Source organism: Actinomyces sp. oral taxon 849 str. F0330 (assembly GCF_000239715.1).
GTDB classification, from domain to species: Bacteria; Actinomycetota; Actinomycetes; order Actinomycetales; family Actinomycetaceae; genus Actinomyces; species Actinomyces johnsonii.
Window position 1 is genome coordinate 166,952 of the sequence record NZ_JH470349.1, and the last position, 18,262, is coordinate 185,213.

Genomic DNA, 18,262 nt, shown 5'->3' on the forward strand with positions numbered 1-18,262 from the left:
GTCGGACCGGGACGCGGCCAGTAAGGCGGAAAGCGAGCCGACCATCCCGACGGTCACCTACCACGACGCCTGCTACCTGGGCCGCCACAACCAGATCTACTCCCCACCGCGCGAGCTGCTGGAGGCGACCGGCGCGACCACGGTGGAGATGCCGCGCAGCCGCGATCGGGGCTTCTGCTGCGGCGGCGGCGGGGCGCGTGCCTTCATGGAGGAGACGATCGGGACGCGGATCGCCGTCGAGCGCTCGCGCGAGGCCATCGGCACCGGCGCGCAGGTCATCGCCACGGCCTGCCCCTTCTGCACCACAATGCTCTCCGACGGCGTCGCCTCCGAGGGCGCGGACGTGCGGGTCACCGATGTCGCCACCCTCATGCTGGAGGCCGTGCGCCGCGGCGGGGAATAGCTGGTCTCCGCCCCGAGATCAGTGCTTGCGCGCCCGCAGGCCCTCCCAGTACTCCAGGCGCTCACGGATGCGCCGCTCGTGGCCGTTGGCGGTGGGCTCGTAGAGGGGCCGGCGCTCAACGCCGTCGGGCAGGTAGTCCGCGCCGGAGAAGCCGTCGGCCGTGTCCGGGTCGTACTCGTAGCCCTCGCCGTAGCCGAGTTCCTTCATCAGCCGGGTGGGGGCGTTGAGGATATGGGCCGGCGGCATGAGCGAGCCGGTCTCGCGCGCCAGGCGCGCCGCCCGGCCGTAGCCGCGGTAGACGGCGATCGACTTGGGCGCGGTGGCCAGGTAGACGACCGCCTGCGCGATGGCGAGCTCCCCTTCGGGCGACCCCAGGCGCTCGTAGGCGTCCCAGGCCGCCAGTGTCATCTGCAGGGCGGCCGGGTCGGCCATGCCGACGTCCTCGCTGGCGAAGCGCACCAGGCGCCGCGCTACATAGAGCGGGTCCTCGCCCCCGCCCAGCATGCGCGACAGCCAGTACAGGGCGGCGTCCGGGTCAGAGCCGCGCATCGACTTGTGCAGGGCCGAGATGAGGTTGTAGTGCTCCTCGCGGGACTTGTCATACAGGGGCGCCCGGGAGGCGACAACGGCACGCAGCCCCTCGACGTCGAGCGGTTCCGGGCCGCCCGGCCCGTCCGGCGTCCAGCCGCCCGCGTCCTGGGCGGCGAGGACCTGCTCGACCATGCCCAACAGGTAGCGGCCGTCGCCATCGGCCATGGATACCAAGGCGGTGCGGGCATCCTCGGTCAGGGCGACGTCGCGGCCGGTCAGGGACTCGGCGCGCGCCAGCAGCTCGGTCAGGGCGGCATCGTCCAGGCGGCGCAGGACCATCACCTGGCAGCGCGATAGGAGGGCGCCACCCAGCTCGAAGCTCGGGTTCTCCGTGGTCGCGCCGACCAGGACGATCGTTCCGTCCTCGACGTAGGGCAGGAAGGAGTCCTGCTGGGCGCGGTTGAAGCGGTGGATCTCGTCGACGAACAGGAGCGTGCCCTGCCCGATATCGCGGCGGCGGGCCGCGGCGGCGAAGACCTTGCGCAGGTCGGCCACCCCGGAGAAGGTCGCCGAGGCCTGCTCGAAGACCAGGCCGGTGCGGTCGGCCAGGAGTCGGGCGATCGTCGTCTTGCCGCAGCCCGGTGGGCCCCACAGGATGATGGAGGACAGGCGGCCGGAGGCGACCATGCGGCCCAGCGGTGCGTCGGCGGCGAGCAGCTGGTCCTGGCCGACGACGTCGTCGAGCGCCCGCGGGCGCAGTCGATCGGCCAGCGGGCGGGACGGGTCATCGATGAGGCCGGAGCCGTCGGAGCCGGCGTCGTCGAACAGTGAGGGCGAGTCAGGTCCGGGCGCGTAACGAGCCATGCCCCGAGCGTAGGTCCTGGTGGTGACACGAACATCGGTCGATCTCCGCCCGGCTCGCCAGCCTCGGCCCGCACCGTCGTGAGGCCACGGGTGACAGGGATGCGGATGTGCGGTGGCCGAGGAGTCGGGGCCGTGGGCTCACGGGCGAACGGCGGCGCCCACCCCAGACCGCTCCAGACCGCCCCCATCCACCCCCTGCCACCGCGCCCAACGGCGCCGAATGCCCCGGCCGCGACGTCACACGGACAGCGTCACTTGCACCCCTCCAAAAAATAGATATCATTTTGCTGACTCAAGGAGGTTCTCATGTCCACGTCCCCGTCTCACGCCACCACCTCCCCCACTCCCGTTGACGCCTCGGACCAGCCCGTCAACGCCCCCGAGCAGGCCTCCAGTCGGGTCGACATCACGGAGAAGCCGGCCCGGGCCGCGGGCTCCGGCCCCGCCTTCCTCGCCCTGCTCCTCATCCTGGCGCTCACCGCCGGATCGATCACCCTCCTCATCGTCGGCGGCGTCGCCGCCGACGCAGGCCGGCCGGGAGCCGTACTGCGCGTCATCGCCGGGAGCGTCGGGCTCCTCATCGCCTTTCCGCTGTTCAGCAGCTTCACCGTCGTGGTGCCCGGGGAGACCAGCGTGCGTCAGTTCCTCGGCCGCTACATCGGCACCGTGCGCCACACGGGTTTCGTACTCGTCCCGCCGCTGACCGCCGGCAGGAAGGTCTCCATCAAGGTCCACAACTTCGAGACCAACGAGCTCAAGGTCAACGACCTGGACGGCAACCCCGTCAACATCGCCGCCATCGTCGTGTGGCAGGTAGCCGACACCGCCCGCGCCGTCTTCGCCGTCGAGGCCTACGAGGAATTCATCAAGGCCCAGGCCGAGTCCGCGCTGCGCCACGTGGCCACCACCCACCCCTACGACGAGCCGGGCCCGGGCGAGACCTCGCTGCGCGGCGGCACGGATGTCGTCTCCGCCGAGCTGGCAGCCGAGGTTGCGGCCCGGGTGGCGCTGGCGGGCCTGGAGATCGTCGAGGTGCGCATCTCCTCGCTGGCCTACGCCCCCGAGATCGCCCAGGCGATGCTCCAGCGCCAGCAGGCCGGCGCCGTCATCGCGGCCCGCGAGCAGATCGTCGAGGGCGCCGTGACCATGGTCGATCAGGCCCTCAAGCGCCTCGAGGCGGACGACATCGTCACCATGGATGAGGAGCGCCGCGCCCAGATGGTCTCCAACCTCCTGGTGGTCCTGTGCTCCGACCAGCGCACCCAGCCCGTCGTCAACACCGGCTCGCTCTACGCTTGAGCCGTGGCCGGTAAAGAGCGCAAGCAGGTCCTGCTCCGGTTGGACCCCGCCGTCCACGCGGCCATCGCCAAGTGGGCGGCGGACGATCTGCGCTCGGTCAACGCACAGATCGAGGTCCTCCTGCGCCGCGCGCTCGACGACGCCGGACGCGGCGTCAAGGCCGCCCCCATGCGCGGGCGGGGCCGGCCGCGCAAGGACGGCGGGGAGAATGGCAGCAAGAACCGCACCGCCGAGCCGCCCAACGTCGTCGGCCCGGCTGCGGACAGCGAGTAGGCGAGGTGGCCCACTGCTGCCAGGACTCGACAGTCCGGTCCGGCCTGCCCCCACGTTCCGGGTGGACCGGACCAGTCGTATGCGGCCGGAACTGCGCACGACAGACGGTGGGAACGTCGACATCTGCAGCAAAGGAACCTGGACCCCGAGCGGGCCGCCGGCAGAACCGCGGGATCATGCGGTTCGCTCTCGCACATTCCAGTCTGGCTGAGGCCTTTGCTAAAGATGTGGACACGAAGGCGACCCGCGGCGCCTGATGTGGCGACGTAGACGGCTACCCGTCTACGTGCGAGGTGACCGCTCCGGCACGCGCAGGAGCGGCGCCAGTGCGGCTGCCATGACCAGAGTGAAGGCGCGGTTCTTGAGGAAGTCCTCCCACCAGCCATCCGCCGGCCAGGAGTAGCCCAGGACCAGGATGAAGGCGAAGAACCCCAGCGCTGCCAGGGCAGCCAGCCGGGGCGCACGTCCGCGGGCAAGCAGCCCGAGGCCGACCGCCAACTCGAAAGCGGCCGTCAGCAGGCTCAGCCAGCCAATGTTCGCCATGACGAAGCCCCTCCATAGCTCTGCGAGCCAGGGCCATAGGACCGTGTCGGCGAAGGGCGCGTAGCTGTGCGGCAAGAAGAGCCCGAAGTAGAGGTGGACCAGCGCCCCGCCTAAGAAGGCGGCGGCGAAGACCACCCGCACCACCGCGCGGTACCGACTCATGGCTCCGTCGCCTCATCCAACATCTCGGCCACCTGATCCGACACCGCCGACCCCGCCGCATCCGGCATCTGAGGGCGATGGGTCGCCCCGAAGTGGCGCACATGGGCCCGCAACAGGGCTCGCGCGCGTTCCTCGGCATCATCACCGGACTCGGCGAGCTGAAGCAGAGTGAGGATCGGCCCGAAGAAGGCCAGCGCCGTGGCCTGCGGGTCGAGGCCGCTCCGGAACTCGCCGACGCGGATGAGCCCGGCGAAGATCTCGGCCTGGAAGGCGATGGGCTGCTCGATCCAGTAGTGGCGCAATCGGCGTCCAAGCTCGGGGTCGCGGTACTGGCTGACGATGAACAGGCGGCGCAGGGCGGCGAGCTCGGGGTCGTGGAGGACGGCGTCGAAGAACCCTTCGGCGACGGCTACCAGCCGATCCTCGTCAATGCCGAGGTAGGCGGGCAGGGCGGCGTCGGGCGAGTCGACCGAGACCCCCAGGGAAGCGGCGACCTCGGCCATGCGCGCGTCGGCCCGGTCGACGAGGGCGTCGAAAATCGCCTGTTTGGAAGCGAAGTGCTTGTAGACCGAGCCCTCGCGCACGCCGACGTCGCGGGCCAGGTCGCGGATGGAAGTGCCTCCCCAGCCATCCCGGGAGAACCGCTCCAGGGCTACGTCGAGCAGCCTGTCCCGCGTCGAAGGTGAACGATCGTTAGCCATACGACCAGGGTACTGGCCGAACGGCCGGCTCACAATCTGTCGCAGTCGTTCCCGGCCTGCTGGCGGCCCCGGTCCCGCCCGAAGACCTGCTTCGAGGCGTTACCGCTGAGGGGCCTTTCTGCCGGCGACCACCGCACTTGCACTCGAGTGGGAGTCATCGGAGACGATGACTCCGCCCGGACACAGCGCCACCGGACCGGCGGTCACCCAAAACCTGGGCAACGAGACGCTGACCCACTCGGGCTCGTGACCACCGGAGTCGGTGGCGCCGCGATCCTGCTCGGCGTCCTGGCGGGCCGCATCGTTCTGCGGAACCACAAGCCTGTCTGAGAAGCTGTGGTGGTTCTCGTCATCCACGCGCGCCGAGAAGACTGGGGTATCCACTGCGCCGGAGTACGGGGGATATGAGTAGGGGGAATCCGGTGTGAGTTCATGGTTCTGTTTGATGATGCGGTAAGTCCCTGCAGGATCGACGGCTGTTACCTTTCCCGAGCGGGTGTCGAAGACGTTGAGCACCAACGGGTGGCCGAACTTCTTGGCCTGTCCCTCGGCCTCGTCCTGGACGGTCCAGGCGGACACGGCCTGGGCACTGGCCTGGATCGCGACCAGAGCCCAGTTGTCGGGCTTGTCCTCCCCCTTGAGGGACACCGTCTCTCCACTGTCGATGTTCTCCACCGTCCCATCTCCGGCGGCGTTGGCAATCCAGCCACCGACATTGACGGGCTGTCCGGCGATCAGCTGAGCCTCGATTCTCCGGGAGGACAGGAAAGAACCACTACTGCTCCCAGCATTAGGTAGAGCCTCGAGGTCTATGACAGGTCGCTGATACTGCGAGTCCTCCTGCTTATCCCGGACGACCACAGCGGAGTGCCCACCGGGTCCCGAAATCGCCGTCTTCTCCTCGTCCAGTGGCCTGAGTTCACGCCCGTCGGCGGTGTCGTAAACCTTGCGGTTGATGACGGTTTTCGAATCGGTCAGCTGCACCGCGGGCGCCGCCCCAGTCACCTGGGTATCAAGAGCGACCCGGCCCGTATTCGTGCTCAGGACCACCACGCGGGTGACATCCACACCCGAGTCAGTGTCACTGAAGCTGCTCTCGGGCGAGACATTAAGGGCGTAGGCGAGCCAGGCACCATTGGGCGAGGTGAAGGCGGACCGCCCACCATAGATACTCGCTCCCTTGAGCGGCTCGGCATTCTCGCGATATGAGCGACCATTCGGCTCGGTCGTGGCAAAGCTCCACGTCACCTTTCCGGTTGAGGAGTCCAGCCCGTAGATGCCGTTTCTGGTGACGACAACAGCGCCGCGCACTCCGGCGAGAATCTCATGAACACTGCTGTCATCAAAGGCAGCGGTCCACATTGGATCAGTGCCGGTCTTCCCCTTGCCGACGGTCGCGGCCGCCATTTCCTCGACTGTCGGAAAACCGTCATGACTGGCCCCCGCACTGATCGTGACCCGGACGAACCGGTCGCAGAACCTGCTGATGAAATTCGGAACAGTCATTACCATCGCGGCGACCACCGCAATGCATATGAGCCCCAGCCCCACGTCCCGCATGCACTCTCCAACAGGCTTCCGAGCTGCAGAGTCCGCTTGCCGAGCGTACTGCGGGAGGAGCAAGACTGCCGGTGACGAGCTGACGACCTTCCCGCACCCGGGATGACCACCTACGGCAGTCTCCGACGTCGAGGCGACGGTCCACGGAGATCCTTCGCTCCCCTCCGCCTGGGGTGGCGCAGGCGGTTGGCAGACGCGCAGGACCAGGTGGCTCAGGATTGCGAGAACCAGACAGACCCACCCGACTACCAGCCGGCCGATGTACTCGGGGACGATCGCACCCGACCGCCCAATCATGTCGACGATCCTCCCACCGAGGAGGAGAAGCAGGAAAGAGACGGCGCCCAATCCACCGACCGCGTACCCGACGATGAGGCCGGCCGGCCACCGGGAGGAAGGTTGCATCTGGCTCGCGGTCCAGGACAACAACAAGACCACTAGAAAAATCTGCCCGATGCTCCACCCCCCGCTGGTCAATGGCACCGGCAGAGGCGAACGCAGCGCCTCCGCGATGCCCCAGCCCAGCAGGATGAGAGCCGCACCCCCTGCCACCAGACGCGCCCCGGCCAGAAAGCTGACGACCGCCCGCTGGCGACGCGAGCTCCGTTGGGCAACTGCGATTGGTGAAAGCGGACTCCATCCGGCGCCACCGTCATTATCGACCGAGCGGTGGACATCATTGTTCGAGGAAGCCTCGGCTGAATCACCGCCGGAGTCGCCGACCGTCGGCGTCGCATCATTGCTCATGGGATGAGTGTCAGACCTCCACGAGGATTCAACAATGGGGAGCGCATCCACCTTGCCACCACTACGACATACGACACGTGGAGACGCGGGAGTGCCCCCCCCTCATGCGCCGACAGGCCACGCACGGCGGACCCAGAATGCGCAGGGACTAGCATCATCATGGGGCACAGCCAGCGAGCATTGGCGTCAGCCTCTGAGCGTCACCATTAAATAGCCTTTCTTGCGGATACCGTCGACCGAGAGCTGTCAGAGCTGAGATCGGGATCAAGAGAAACAATCATCCCACCCGGACACAGCGCTACAGGATCGCGCCCGGTCCTGAACTCAGGGAGTGAAATTTTGACCCATGGGGATTCGGAGCCGCTACCGCGTCCAGGATCCCCAAGAACCTGACGAGTCGCATCATTCTGCCGAATAGCAAAATCGTCATCAGAGCCGACACGGTTTTGGTCTTTCACACGCTCCGAGAAAACAGCAGTATCTACCGATCCAGAATATGGCGTGCCCAGCGCAAGACTGCCACTGCCGGTAGCAGTACGGTATGTTCCAGCCGGATCGACAGTCGTCACCTTTCCCGCGCGAGTGTCGAAGACGTTCAGCTCCAATGGGTGGCCATATTCTGCGGCCTCGCTATCGACATAATTCTGAACACTCCAGACGGATACAGCCTGAGCGCTGGCCTCAATTCCCACTACGCTCCAACCGCTCGTCTCATCCATGTTTTTGAGAGGAACCGTGCCGCCGGTATCAGCGTTCTGAATCGTCCCTTTATCGAAATCATTGACGACCCAACCACCAACATTGATGATCCGTCCATCAATTACTTGAGCATCAATATCGTCATACGGGTCATCGTACAGCCATTGATCAGACTCGACCGCACGTAAATACTGATCGGACAGGGTGTCGACGCTTACCCAAGAAGATCTCGATAGATCCTCCTCCTTGCGCAGAGCAAGAACTGTGGAATGACCTCCAGGTCCCGGGATCGCGGCCTTCTCAGCATCCAGAGGCGCGAGTTCGCGACCACTGGCGGTGTCGTAGATCCGACGGTTAATGACAGCCGTGGAATCAGTCAGCTGCACGGTCGGCACCGATCCAGTGACTTGAGTGTCGAGGGCGATGCGACCGGTGTCCGTATTGAGGACCACGACCCGCGTGACATCCTCTGGAGGGTATCCGCCGTCAGAGCTTCCTTCAGGCGTCACATCGAAGGCGTAGGCGAGCCACGCACCACTGGGAGAGGTGAAGGCGGACTCCTCAGCATAGATTTCCACACCCCTCAGAAATCTGACGTCGCTTTCATGAGAAGACTCCTTCAGATCCGCTGTGGAGAAGGACCATGTGGTCTCCCCTGTCGCGGAGTCCAGGCCATAAACTCCGCGATCGGTGACGACGACCGCACCGCGCACTCCGGCAAGAATCTGCTTCAGATTTCTCTCTTCGAAAGAGACAGTCCAGACCGGGACTGAGGCAGCCGGCTGATTCCGACCGGCATTCGCCGCCACCATCTTCTCCACAGTCGGAACCCCCTCATGATGAGGCAAGGCGCTTGCCGTCACATGGATGAATGGATCAAGGCGTTTGTTGATGATCGTCGGTGCTGCCACAGCGAGCGCCGTAGCAGTCGCCACACCAACGACCCCCAGTCCCAAACGCCAGGCGTACTCGCTCGCGCGCTTCCGACTGTCACTCTCCCCTCCCTCATCATGCTGAGCTTCTCTGGGTAATGGAAGTTTGGATGCCGCACTGGCCAGAACGTTACTCACGGTGATATCGGAGTCCGCATCGTCACTCACAGTGATATCGGAGTCCGCATCGTCGTCGGACTCAGAGGCGACAGAATTCCGGCTCTCCGGAGAAGGCAGGGAGGCGTGAGCGTATGCACGCCCTGCAATGTTGGTCAGAACAGCGAGAGTGAAACAGCCCCACGCCGTGATCAGCTGACCGACGAAACCAGGAATGCTCATGCCCGACCACATGATCTTGACGATGCCGGCCTTGACGAGGGGGTAGGCGATGACGGTGGTGAGAGCAAGAACAATGGCCGCGCCCCAGAAGCTGCCGCCGGTCAGCCGCCGAGACGGACGCAGCACCCAGCCGGCGCCCGAGACGACCATCGCAATCAGTACCATCCAGATGCACCATGACTCGTCGCTCACGGGCAGTGGCGAGCGCAAAGCCCCAACGAAGCCCCTGAGCGCCAAGACAAAGACCGCGATCCCCGCCGCCAGACTGATGCCGATGAGAAGACTGAAGACCAGCCACCTGCGCCCTGACGGTCGTCGGGAATCAGCATCGGACGGATCCGGCTGCTCGTCGGGATCATCGAACCATCTTGTCTCCTCGTCACTCATGGAGCCAGTCTCGAATTCCCAAGACACGGCGGACAATGGGGAGCCCGAACCACTCGGTCGGATACGGGGGCGTTCCCTGCGCAGGGGCGGGCGGCGAGCCGGAGGCTGGGGAGAACAAGCCCCGCCATTAGGGTGACAGGGGCCCATGGCCCAGGGGAGACTATGAGGTGAACGGACCCACTCGCGGCCCTCACCCCACGGGGCCGCACGCGACACGCCCGGCAGGACCGGCGACGCCCCTTCGCGGCGTCTCCGTTCGGGAGGACACCACCATGACCTTCACCTACTCGATCACCTGCACGCTCGACGCCACCGCGGCCTTCCCACCCGTGGCGGGCAGCGAGGAGCAGCGCGCCTACTGGGTCACCCCCACCCTCCTGGCGTGGCCGCTGTCCCTGCTGCCCATGGGGATGGACCGCGCCGGCGTCGTCACCGACGCGGGCGACCCCGTCCCCGGCTCCGGCCTCGCCCTGCGTCTCATCACGGCACCCGACGGCGGCGCAGCTGCCGTCCACGGGCGGATCCTGGGCGCGGAGGGTATGCCCGCTCCGACGGTGACGCCCTTGCGCGTCGTCGGGAACCTGCCCGGTGACGTCCTCGCCGCTCGCCCCCACCTGGAGGGCTACATCGCCCTGAGCGCGACCGATGCCACCGGCGCCCCCTTGCTCGACGAAGATGCCGTCGCCGCGGCCCTGACCGGACAGGTCGCGATCGCCCAGTACGTCGGGGCCCCCGACCCCACCGAGGTCGCCGACGTCGGCGGCGCCCGGCTCGACGCCTTCACCGGCGTGCAGACCGCGATCCTCCTGGACCATCTCTACGCCGAAACCGCCACCCGCGCCGAGCTGGGCGTCACTTTCCGCGATGGCCGCCCATCCTTCGCCCTGTGGGCACCCACCGCCCAGGCCGTCACCCTCCTGACCTGGGAGACCGGCGACCCGCTGGGCTCGGTGCCGGAAGTACCCGGCCCGCCAACCCGCACTGCGGCCGTGCGCACCGACGACGGCCGCTGGGTCGTGGACAACCGGCCCGGCCAACCGGACGACGCCGGAGCGAACGAGTCGGACCTGGGCCGGCCAGGCTCCCCCATCACGGCCGGCTGCCAATACCTGTGGGAGGTGCGAGTCTACGTGCCCTCCACTCTGCGGGTGGAGACCAACATCGTCACCGACCCCTACTCGACGGCCCTGACGACGGACTCGACCCGCTCGGTCGCCGTCGACCTGGCAGAGGCGCGCCTGGCCCCCGAGCAGTGGGCCCAGGCCCCGGCACCAACAGTGCGCAACGACTCGGCCCGCAGCATCTACGAGCTCCACCTGCGGGACTTCTCCGCGGCCGACGAGACCGTCCCGCCCGAGCTGCGCGGCACCTACCGGGCCTTCACTGTTGCCGGCTCCGCGGGCGTGCGCCACCTGGCCGAGCTGGCACAGGCCGGCATGACCACGATCCATCTGCTGCCCACCTTCGACATCGCCACTATCCCAGAGCACCGCGGCTCCCAGCGTTCCCCGCGGATCCCCTCCGAGGCGCACCCGGCCTCGGCTGACCAGCAGGCGGCCGTCGAGGAGGTGGCTGACGACGACGCCTACAACTGGGGCTATGACCCCCTCCACTGGGGCGCACCCGAGGGCTCCTACGCGACCGAGGGCCACCAGGACGGCGGGGCGCGCATCATCGAGTTCCGTGAGATGGTCGGGGCCCTGCACGCCCTGGGCCTCCAGGTGGTCCTCGACCAGGTCTACAACCACACGGCCGCCTGCGGGCAGGACCCGCTCAGCGTCCTGGACCGGGTGGTACCCGGCTACTACCACCGGCTCGACGCCGTCGGGCGGGTGACGAGCTCGACCTGCTGCGCCAACACGGCCACTGAGAACGCCCTGTGCGAGCGCCTCATGGTCGACTCGGTGGTGCGCTGGGCCCGCTGGTACCGGGTCGACGGCTTCCGCTTCGACCTCATGGGCCACCACCCGCGCGCCGTCATGGAGCGCGTGCGGGCGGCCCTGGATGAGCTGACCATGGCCGACGACGGCGTCGACGGCCGCTCGATCTACCTGTACGGGGAGGGCTGGAACTTCGGGGAGGTCGCGGGCAACGCCCTGTTCGTGCAGGCCACCCAGGGCCAGCTCGACGGCACCGGGATCGGCGCCTTCAACGACCGCCTGCGCGACGCCGTCCACGGCGGGGGCGCCTTCGACCCCGACCACCGCGTCTTCCAGGGCTTCGGCACCGGTCTGCTCACCCAGCCCAGCGGCCTGGATCACCGCAGCTGGAACGAGCAGTCGGCGGACCTGGCCCACCGCACCGACCTGGTGCGCTTAGGCCTGGTGGGCAACCTCAAGGACTATGTCATGACGATCTCGGACGGGACGGTGCGCCGCGGGATCGACCTCATCCACAACGGGGCGCCAGCGGCCTTCGCCTCCCAGCCCCAGGAGAACGTCAACTACGTCGACGCCCACGACAACGAGACGCTCTACGACCTGCTGGCCTACAAGTTGCCCCAGGGCATGCCGGTGGCCGAGCGGGTGCGGATGAACACGGTGTGCCTGGCCACGGTGACACTGGCGCAGTCGCCGTCCTTCTGGAGCGCGGGCACCGAGCTGCTCCGTTCCAAGTCCCTGGACCGGGACTCCTACAACTCGGGGGACTGGTTCAACGCCATCGACTTCACGGGGCAGTCCAACGGCTTCGGACGGGGCCTGCCGCCGGCCAGCCGCAACGAGGGCTCCTGGGCCATCCAGGGGCCGCTGCTGCAGGACGCCTGGCTGCGGCCATCGCCCGAGGAGATCGCGGCGGCTCGCTCCCAAGCCCTGGACCTGCTGCGGCTGCGCGCCTCGACGCCGCTGTTCAGCCTGGGCTCCACGCGCCTCATCCAGGACAAGCTGACCTTCCCGGGGGCGGGCTTCGGCGCGCCGGCCGGTGTGGTCGTCATGCTCATCGACGACACCCGGGGCGGCCAGGACGTAGACCCCGAGCTCGACGCCGTCCTGGTGGTCATCAACGCCTCCGGGCAGACGCTCACCCAGCCGCTGCCCGAGCTGACGGGCCGGGACTTCCGCCTCTCCCCCATCCAGGCCGAGGGCGCCGACGAAGTGGTGCGCCGCACCGGCTTCGACCGCGCCAGCGGGACGATCTCGGTGCCCGCGCGCACCGTGGCCGTCCTGGTGCAGAAACAGGCGGCCTGAGCGCCCACCTCTCAGGCCCGGCCCAGGACGTCGGCGAGGTCGATGACGCCGCCGCGCAGGGCCAGCAGCACCAGCTGGACCCGGTCGCGGCAGCCGGTCTTGGACAGTAGGTGGCTCACATGGGTCTTGACCGTGGGCATGGACAGCCACTCGCGGTCGCAGATCTCCTGGTTGGTCAGACCCAGGGCGATGAGCGCCAGGATCTCGCGCTCACGCTGGGTCAGGGCCGCGACCTGCTGGGAGGCCTCCGCCGCTCGGACCTCCTCGACCGAGTCCTCAGAGGCGTGGCGTCCGGTACCGGCCTCGTTTCCCACGCCGACCCCACTGACCTGGCCGGTGCGCACTGCGGTGAGCAACCGGCGCGTGGGCCCCGGGGAGATGACCGAGTCGCCGTCGTGGACGGTGTGGATCGCGGTGATGAGGTCCTGTGGCGGGGTGTTCTTGAGCAGGAAGCCTGCCGCACCGGCCTCGATGGCCCCCATGACGTAGCCATCGGTGTCGAAGGTGGTCAGGATGACGACCCGACCGGTGGTGCCGCGGGCCATGAGCTCGCGGGTGGCGGCCAGCCCGTCCAGGCCCGGCATCTGCACGTCGAGCAGGAGCACGTCGACGGGGTCTGCGGCGTTGCGCATGAGGGCGTCGTTGCCGTCGACGGCCCGCCAGACGACTTCCATGTCCGGCTGCGCCCCCAGCAGCATGGCCAGCCCCATGGTGAACAGCGGCTCGTCATCGGCCAGACCCAGGCGGATCACAGGCGCCCCCCTTCTTGACGTCTTCTCACGGGAAGTATCCGCTCTCCAGGGTCTCACTGTGCGATTTCGTGCTGGCGAAGTACCGATGACCTCCTGCGAAGTTCATCATATGAGCACGATTGGACCTCACTCTGGGACGACGGGGAGCTCCGCCATCACCCGCCAGCCGCCCTCGGGCGTGGGCCCGGCGGTGAAGGAGCCGCCGAGTTCGGCGACCCGGTCGCGCATCCCGATCAGGCCGAAGCCGCGGTGCACGGGTCCGTTTTCTCCGTCCCCCTCGCTCCCTTCCGGCGCATCCGCCGCCTGCGCCGATGATGCGGCCCGGGCCTTCGGGCCGGGGCGTTCTCGACGGCGAGGACGGCGCGGCCGATCCCGGTGCTCAGCGAGACGGTCGTGGTCGCCCCGGGGGCGTGGCGCAGCACGTTGGTCAGCGACTCCTGGGCCACCCGGTGGAAGACCTGCGCCGCCGCCGGGGGGAGCCGCTCGGTCGGGTCGGTCTCCAGGGTGACGGGAAGTCCCGCATGCTGCGCCTGGTGCACCGGTTCGCGCAGAAGATCCCTCTCATGGTCATGACTCGACGCCGCAGGTCCGGTTCCGGCAAAGGTCCCGGTCCCCGCATCAACCGCTTCAGCAGTCTCGTCTGCGGGGCCCGCACCGGCACCGGTACCGCCCGCACCAACAGCGCTGGCGGCTGCGACGCCCTCGGAGGCCTCCGAGCCAGCGGCCTCGGAGCGCAGGATGTCGACCAGGGCGCGCACCTCGTCCACCGAGCGACGGGAAGTCTCCCCGATGACGGCCAGGGCCTCATCTGCGGCGGCCGGGTCCGTAGCCAGGATGGCGCGGGCGCCCTCTGCCTGCATGGCGATGACGGTGAGGCTGTGTCCGAGCAGGTCATGGACGTCGCGGGCGATGCGCTGCTGGGTCTCAATCACTGCGAGACGCCGCTCAGCGGCCTGCTGCGCCTCGAGCACCGCGGCCCGTTCGAAGGCCTGGTTGTAGCGGTCACGGCTGCGACGGCGCGCGGCACCGACGAAGGCCGCCACCGAGACCAGCAGCCAGGCGTTGGTGAGAAGGATGAGCCGTCCGGCACCCGCGTGGACCTGGTCACCGATGAGCTCATGCGCCCGCGTCGTCGCGGCGGCCGCCCCCACCAGCTCGAGGACGAGCCCCACCCACCGCCACGGTGCCTCCAGGCGGGACTGCGTTGTCTCCACCGCAATCAAGCCCGTCACGACGAAGAAGATGGAGAAATCGGTGAACACCACGAGGTGCACGCTCAGGCAGATGCCGGCCACGATGACGAAGAACAGCGGGGAGTGGCGCCTCACCACCATGGCCAGCGCACAAGCCACCACCAGAAGGAAATAGAGCGCTGGTGCTATGCCCCGGGTGGGCCCGTCTGCCGCCTCCGACCGACCGATGAGAGACAGGAAGAGGAAGGCGAGGGCGATGACGACGTCGGACGCAGTCGTCCACGGACCCGACCGCGGGTTGCGCCAGGCGGCCGGAATCGGACCCGCCTGCGGCAGGTGCCCGGCCGACGTCGGCACGGTCTCCACCGATCCCGCCTGCGCAGCCTCGACGCCTCGACGTTTTCTCATGCCCGAACCGTACCGCCGTGGCGGTGCGCCCCGGAGGCCCGAGCAGGGATTTCATACCCGGGTATGAGCAGGGCAGGAGGACCCGCTCCAGAAGCAGACCACGGACTGATGATCTCCCGGTCCGGCGCGGGCAGGCTTCCTGCCATGACGACTTCACATCACTTCCCCCCAACCTCACCCACACCTCTCCAAACACCGACGACGACCGGCGCACCGGGGCTACCGGTCGACCAGCAGCCCCGGACCGCTCAGCAGTCCTTCCCCCGGCTGAGTCCCGACCACGGCGCACCGGTGCTCGACCGGCTCCCGACCACTGCGGCACCCAGCCTCGTCTCCCCCGCCGCGGCGCCCGCACAGCCGGCCCCCAATCCACAGACCGGAACGGCGCTCGCCACGGCGGCCGACGACGCCGTCGTCCTCACCCAGGACCTCACCAAAACCTTCGGCCGGCGCACCGTTGTCGACGGCCTGAACCTCGTGGTGCCGCGAGGGAGCATCTACGGCTTCCTCGGACCCAACGGCTCGGGCAAGTCGACCACGATGAAGATGCTGCTGGGACTCCTGGCACCCACCCGCGGGCAGATCAGCGTGCTCGGGCGGCCCTTCACCCCGGCCACGCGCGCCGAAATCATGTCGCGCACCGGCTCCATGATTGAGCACCCGCCCGGCTACGGCCACCTCACGGGCGCCGAGAACATGCGGATCGCCGCGAAGATGCAGGGTCTGAGCGACCAGCAGGTCGACCGCGCCCTGGCCCTCGTGCGCCTGACCGAGCACAAGGACCGCCTGGTGCGCACCTATTCCATGGGCATGAAGCAGCGCCTCGGGATCGCCCTGGCGCTGGCCCGAGAGCCCGAGCTGCTCATCCTCGACGAACCCACCAACGGCCTAGACCCGGCCGGCATCGAGGAGGTGCGCCGCCTGCTGGTCGAGCTCTCCGGCGAGGGCATCACCGTCATGGTCTCCAGCCACCTGCTCGACGAGATTGACCGCATGGCCTCCACACTCGGCATCCTGTCGGCCGGTCGCCTCGTCTTCCAGGGCACACGCGCCGCGCTCATGGAGCGCTCGGTGCCGGACATCCTCGTCGTCACCCCGACGCCGCAGGCCCTCCTGGACCCGCAGATCCTGGCCGGGCTCGTACCGGCTCAGGCCCCCGGCGCAGCTGGCGCCCCCGATCAGCCGAACGGACCGGTACTGGTGCCGCAGGGCGTGCGCATTCCGGGGATGTCGAAGGGCGCCGTCGCCGAGCTCATCAACCGACTGGCCGCCGCCGGCGTCGAGATGCACGAGGTGCGCCGCGAGGCCCAGAGCCTGGAGGACATCTTCATGGACCTCACCGGACGGGGAGGTGTCCTGTGATGACCAGCGCCACACTCTCATCAGCACCCATCCCCTCCCAGCCCCCCACCGCGACCGGGACCGCCGGCTCAGCGAGACCTGCGCCGTCGGCGCGCGGCTCCCGCAGCACCCGGACATCCGCAGCACCCGGCTTCTTCACGTCCGTGCGCGTCGAAATCCTCAAGATGCGCAGGCTGCGCGTGCTGCTGGTGACCGTTCTGCTCCTGGTGGCCTCCATAGCGATCAGCACAATGGAGCTGTTCTCCCTGGCCAGGCGAGGGACGCTGGACACCCCCTCCTCTCAGCCCTGGGCGGCTCTCCTGCTGAGCACGGCCCTGTTCAACGCCCTGACGCAGCCGATCTTCGTCGCGATCCTCGCCAGCCGGCAGACCGATATCGAGCACAGCGGGGCCGGGTGGAACCTGGCGGCCACGTCGGGCCTGACGCCTGGAGCCCTGTGCCGGGTCAAGCTCGCAGCGCTGTCGCTCCTCATCGTTCCCGCGGCCATCGCCGAGAGCGCGGTCCTCATCGTCGTAGCGCGGGCGATAGGGGTGTCCCTCCCGCTCGACATCGGCCCCTGGGTCACTTATACGGTTCTGCTCGCCCTGGTCAACACGGCGATGTGCGCCTACCACCTGTGGCTCGCAGCCGTGGTTGAGAACCAGCTGGTCGTCATGAGCGCGGGGCTTCTGGGCGGTTTCATCGGCGTCTACATGATGCTCGCCCCGCCAATGCTGGCGAGGCTGCTGCCCTGGGGATATTACGCCATCATCACGCCCGTGACGATGTCGATGGTGAACGGCCACGGCGCCTACGAGTACATCAGCGTGCCCGCGGGCTGGGTCGTGGGCTTCGCCGCCCTGACCGCCGTCATCTTCACTGCCGCTACCCGCCGGCTCGACCGGATCGAGAGGTGATCCCCATGAGCACGCCTGTCCACACTTCCACCATGCCCCGCGGCGCCGGCTTCGCCCGACCCGCCCCGGCCAACTCCAGTGCCCGACCCGCCCCGGCCGAGATCACAGCACCGGGCCGCAGCAGCGGTGGTAGCCGAAGCGGCTTCGCCTCCCTGCTGGCCGCCGAGGCCATCAAGCTCAAGAGGTCCTCGGCGTGGGTGGTGGTCATTCTGCTGCCGCTGCTGGCGGTGTTCGCCGGTACCTTCAACTTCTACGCGAACCGGGAGGTTTTTTCCCAGACGTGGGAGTCCCTCACCTCCCAGATGACGGTCTTCTACTCGATGTTCTTCTGCTCTCTGGGGGTGGCACTGCTGACCTCAACCGTATGGCGGGTGGAGCACCGGGGCACGAGCTGGAACGCGATGCGCACCACTCCCCACTCTCCGATAGCCGTGGCGCTGGCCAAGACCCTGGTCATTTTCGTGCCCGTACTGGCGATGCAGGTGGTCTTCATGGTCCTGGCATGGATCTCGGGAACGTTCATCATGGGCCTGGGGCCCGCGATGCCCCTGGTCTTCATCGTGGCGGACCTCCTCGCGATCGTGGGTGCGCTGCCACTGATCGCGGTGCAGTCGCTTCTGAGCATGCTCATGCGATCCTTCGCCGCGCCCGTGGCGGTAGCTTTCGTCGGCTGCGTCATCGCCACCGGCTTGGAGGCGAGTCAGAGCCCTCTGGCCTACGGCGTCCCGCAGGGCATTCTCAGCATGACTCTGCTCCTGGGATCATCAGCCATGTCGACGGCCGGGAAGCTGGACGCGGCGAGCATACTCCCTCTCCTGGCCGCCATTGTGGGCCTGGGGGCCGTCCTGTGGGGCCTGCTGGCCCTCGTCGCCCGCCGCACCGGGGGCGTGCGCTAGCAGATCGGCCCAGCGCACCCGCCCAGCGCCGTTGGGGACGTACATCTCCCGCGAAAACTGCGTTTTCCCGCAGATGACTGAGGGCAGATCTCAGTCATCTGCGGGAAAAGTACGTTCCCGATGAAAAACG

General features: G+C 68.0%; 14 protein-coding genes. 7 read left to right on the plus strand and 7 right to left on the minus strand.

Going from position 1 to position 18,262, the window contains the following annotated elements:
* Nucleotides 1-403 (plus strand): (Fe-S)-binding protein (locus HMPREF0975_RS02780; RefSeq protein WP_009232606.1); only part of this gene is annotated, 403 nt, incomplete at its 5' end.
* Between the two features lie 18 nt (nt 404-421).
* On the opposite strand, the gene HMPREF0975_RS02785 is transcribed toward HMPREF0975_RS02780, so the two are convergent.
* A complete protein-coding gene (locus tag HMPREF0975_RS02785; RefSeq protein ID WP_009232607.1) occupies nt 422-1,798 on the minus strand; it encodes a replication-associated recombination protein A in 1,377 nt (458 codons plus the stop codon).
* Nucleotides 1,799-2,104: 306 nt separating this feature from the next.
* Between HMPREF0975_RS02785 and HMPREF0975_RS02790 the strand changes: the two genes are divergently transcribed.
* Together HMPREF0975_RS02790 and HMPREF0975_RS02795 are read left to right on the plus strand one after the other, a co-directional pair.
* Complete coding sequence (locus tag HMPREF0975_RS02790) at nt 2,105-3,097, plus strand: SPFH domain-containing protein (RefSeq protein WP_009232608.1); 993 nt, start codon at nt 2,105-2,107, stop codon at nt 3,095-3,097.
* 3 nt (nt 3,098-3,100) lie between these two features.
* Nucleotides 3,101-3,370: a hypothetical protein gene (locus HMPREF0975_RS02795; RefSeq protein ID WP_009232609.1), complete on the plus strand. Its 270-nt coding sequence runs from the start codon at nt 3,101-3,103 to the stop codon at nt 3,368-3,370.
* Between the two features lie 282 nt (nt 3,371-3,652).
* Here the strand turns inward: HMPREF0975_RS02795 and HMPREF0975_RS02800 are convergent, their stop codons facing one another.
* The 4 genes from HMPREF0975_RS02800 to HMPREF0975_RS02815 all read right to left on the minus strand — a co-directional run bounded on the left by HMPREF0975_RS02800 (nt 3,653) and on the right by HMPREF0975_RS02815 (nt 9,440).
* A complete protein-coding gene (locus tag HMPREF0975_RS02800; RefSeq protein ID WP_009232610.1) occupies nt 3,653-4,075 on the minus strand; it encodes a hypothetical protein in 423 nt (140 codons plus the stop codon).
* Nucleotides 4,072-4,776, minus strand: coding sequence for a TetR/AcrR family transcriptional regulator (locus tag HMPREF0975_RS02805; RefSeq protein ID WP_009232611.1), 705 nt, complete (start codon nt 4,774-4,776; stop codon nt 4,072-4,074). The genes HMPREF0975_RS02800 and HMPREF0975_RS02805 overlap by 4 nt, the downstream gene beginning before the upstream one ends.
* A gap of 99 nt (nt 4,777-4,875) precedes the next feature.
* Nucleotides 4,876-6,183, minus strand: a complete 1,308-nt coding sequence (locus HMPREF0975_RS15395; RefSeq protein ID WP_156808151.1) for a hypothetical protein — start codon at nt 6,181-6,183, stop codon at nt 4,876-4,878.
* A 1,106-nt stretch (nt 6,184-7,289) separates the two neighbouring features.
* Nucleotides 7,290-9,440 (minus strand): DUF1109 domain-containing protein, encoded by a 2,151-nt coding sequence (locus tag HMPREF0975_RS02815; protein ID WP_009232613.1) that lies wholly within the window; start codon nt 9,438-9,440, stop codon nt 7,290-7,292.
* A 272-nt stretch (nt 9,441-9,712) separates the two neighbouring features.
* Between HMPREF0975_RS02815 and pulA the strand changes: the two genes are divergently transcribed.
* Complete coding sequence (pulA, locus tag HMPREF0975_RS02820; RefSeq protein ID WP_009232614.1) at nt 9,713-12,625, plus strand: pullulanase-type alpha-1,6-glucosidase; 2,913 nt, start codon at nt 9,713-9,715, stop codon at nt 12,623-12,625.
* A gap of 11 nt (nt 12,626-12,636) precedes the next feature.
* Here the strand turns inward: pulA and HMPREF0975_RS02825 are convergent, their stop codons facing one another.
* On the minus strand, nt 12,637-13,377 hold the full coding sequence (locus HMPREF0975_RS02825) for a response regulator (RefSeq protein ID WP_009232615.1): 741 nt from the start codon (nt 13,375-13,377) through the stop codon (nt 12,637-12,639).
* Nucleotides 13,378-13,610: 233 nt separating this feature from the next.
* Complete coding sequence (locus HMPREF0975_RS02830; protein WP_232212441.1) at nt 13,611-14,978, minus strand: sensor histidine kinase; 1,368 nt, start codon at nt 14,976-14,978, stop codon at nt 13,611-13,613.
* Nucleotides 14,979-15,122: 144 nt separating this feature from the next.
* Here HMPREF0975_RS02830 and HMPREF0975_RS02835 point away from each other — a divergent pair, with 144 nt between their 5' ends.
* The 3 genes from HMPREF0975_RS02835 to HMPREF0975_RS02845 are packed head-to-tail and all read left to right on the plus strand — an operon-like array spanning nt 15,123 to nt 18,132.
* Complete coding sequence (locus HMPREF0975_RS02835; protein ID WP_009232618.1) at nt 15,123-16,340, plus strand: ABC transporter ATP-binding protein; 1,218 nt, start codon at nt 15,123-15,125, stop codon at nt 16,338-16,340.
* A complete protein-coding gene (locus HMPREF0975_RS02840) occupies nt 16,340-17,236 on the plus strand; it encodes an ABC transporter permease (RefSeq protein ID WP_009232619.1) in 897 nt (298 codons plus the stop codon). The genes HMPREF0975_RS02835 and HMPREF0975_RS02840 overlap by 1 nt, the downstream gene beginning before the upstream one ends.
* Nucleotides 17,237-17,241: 5 nt before the next feature.
* Nucleotides 17,242-18,132 carry an ABC transporter permease gene (locus HMPREF0975_RS02845; protein ID WP_009232620.1) on the plus strand — a complete coding sequence of 297 codons (891 nt, stop codon included), beginning with the start codon at nt 17,242-17,244 and terminating at the stop codon, nt 18,130-18,132.
* Nucleotides 18,133-18,262: the final 130 nt, after the last annotated feature.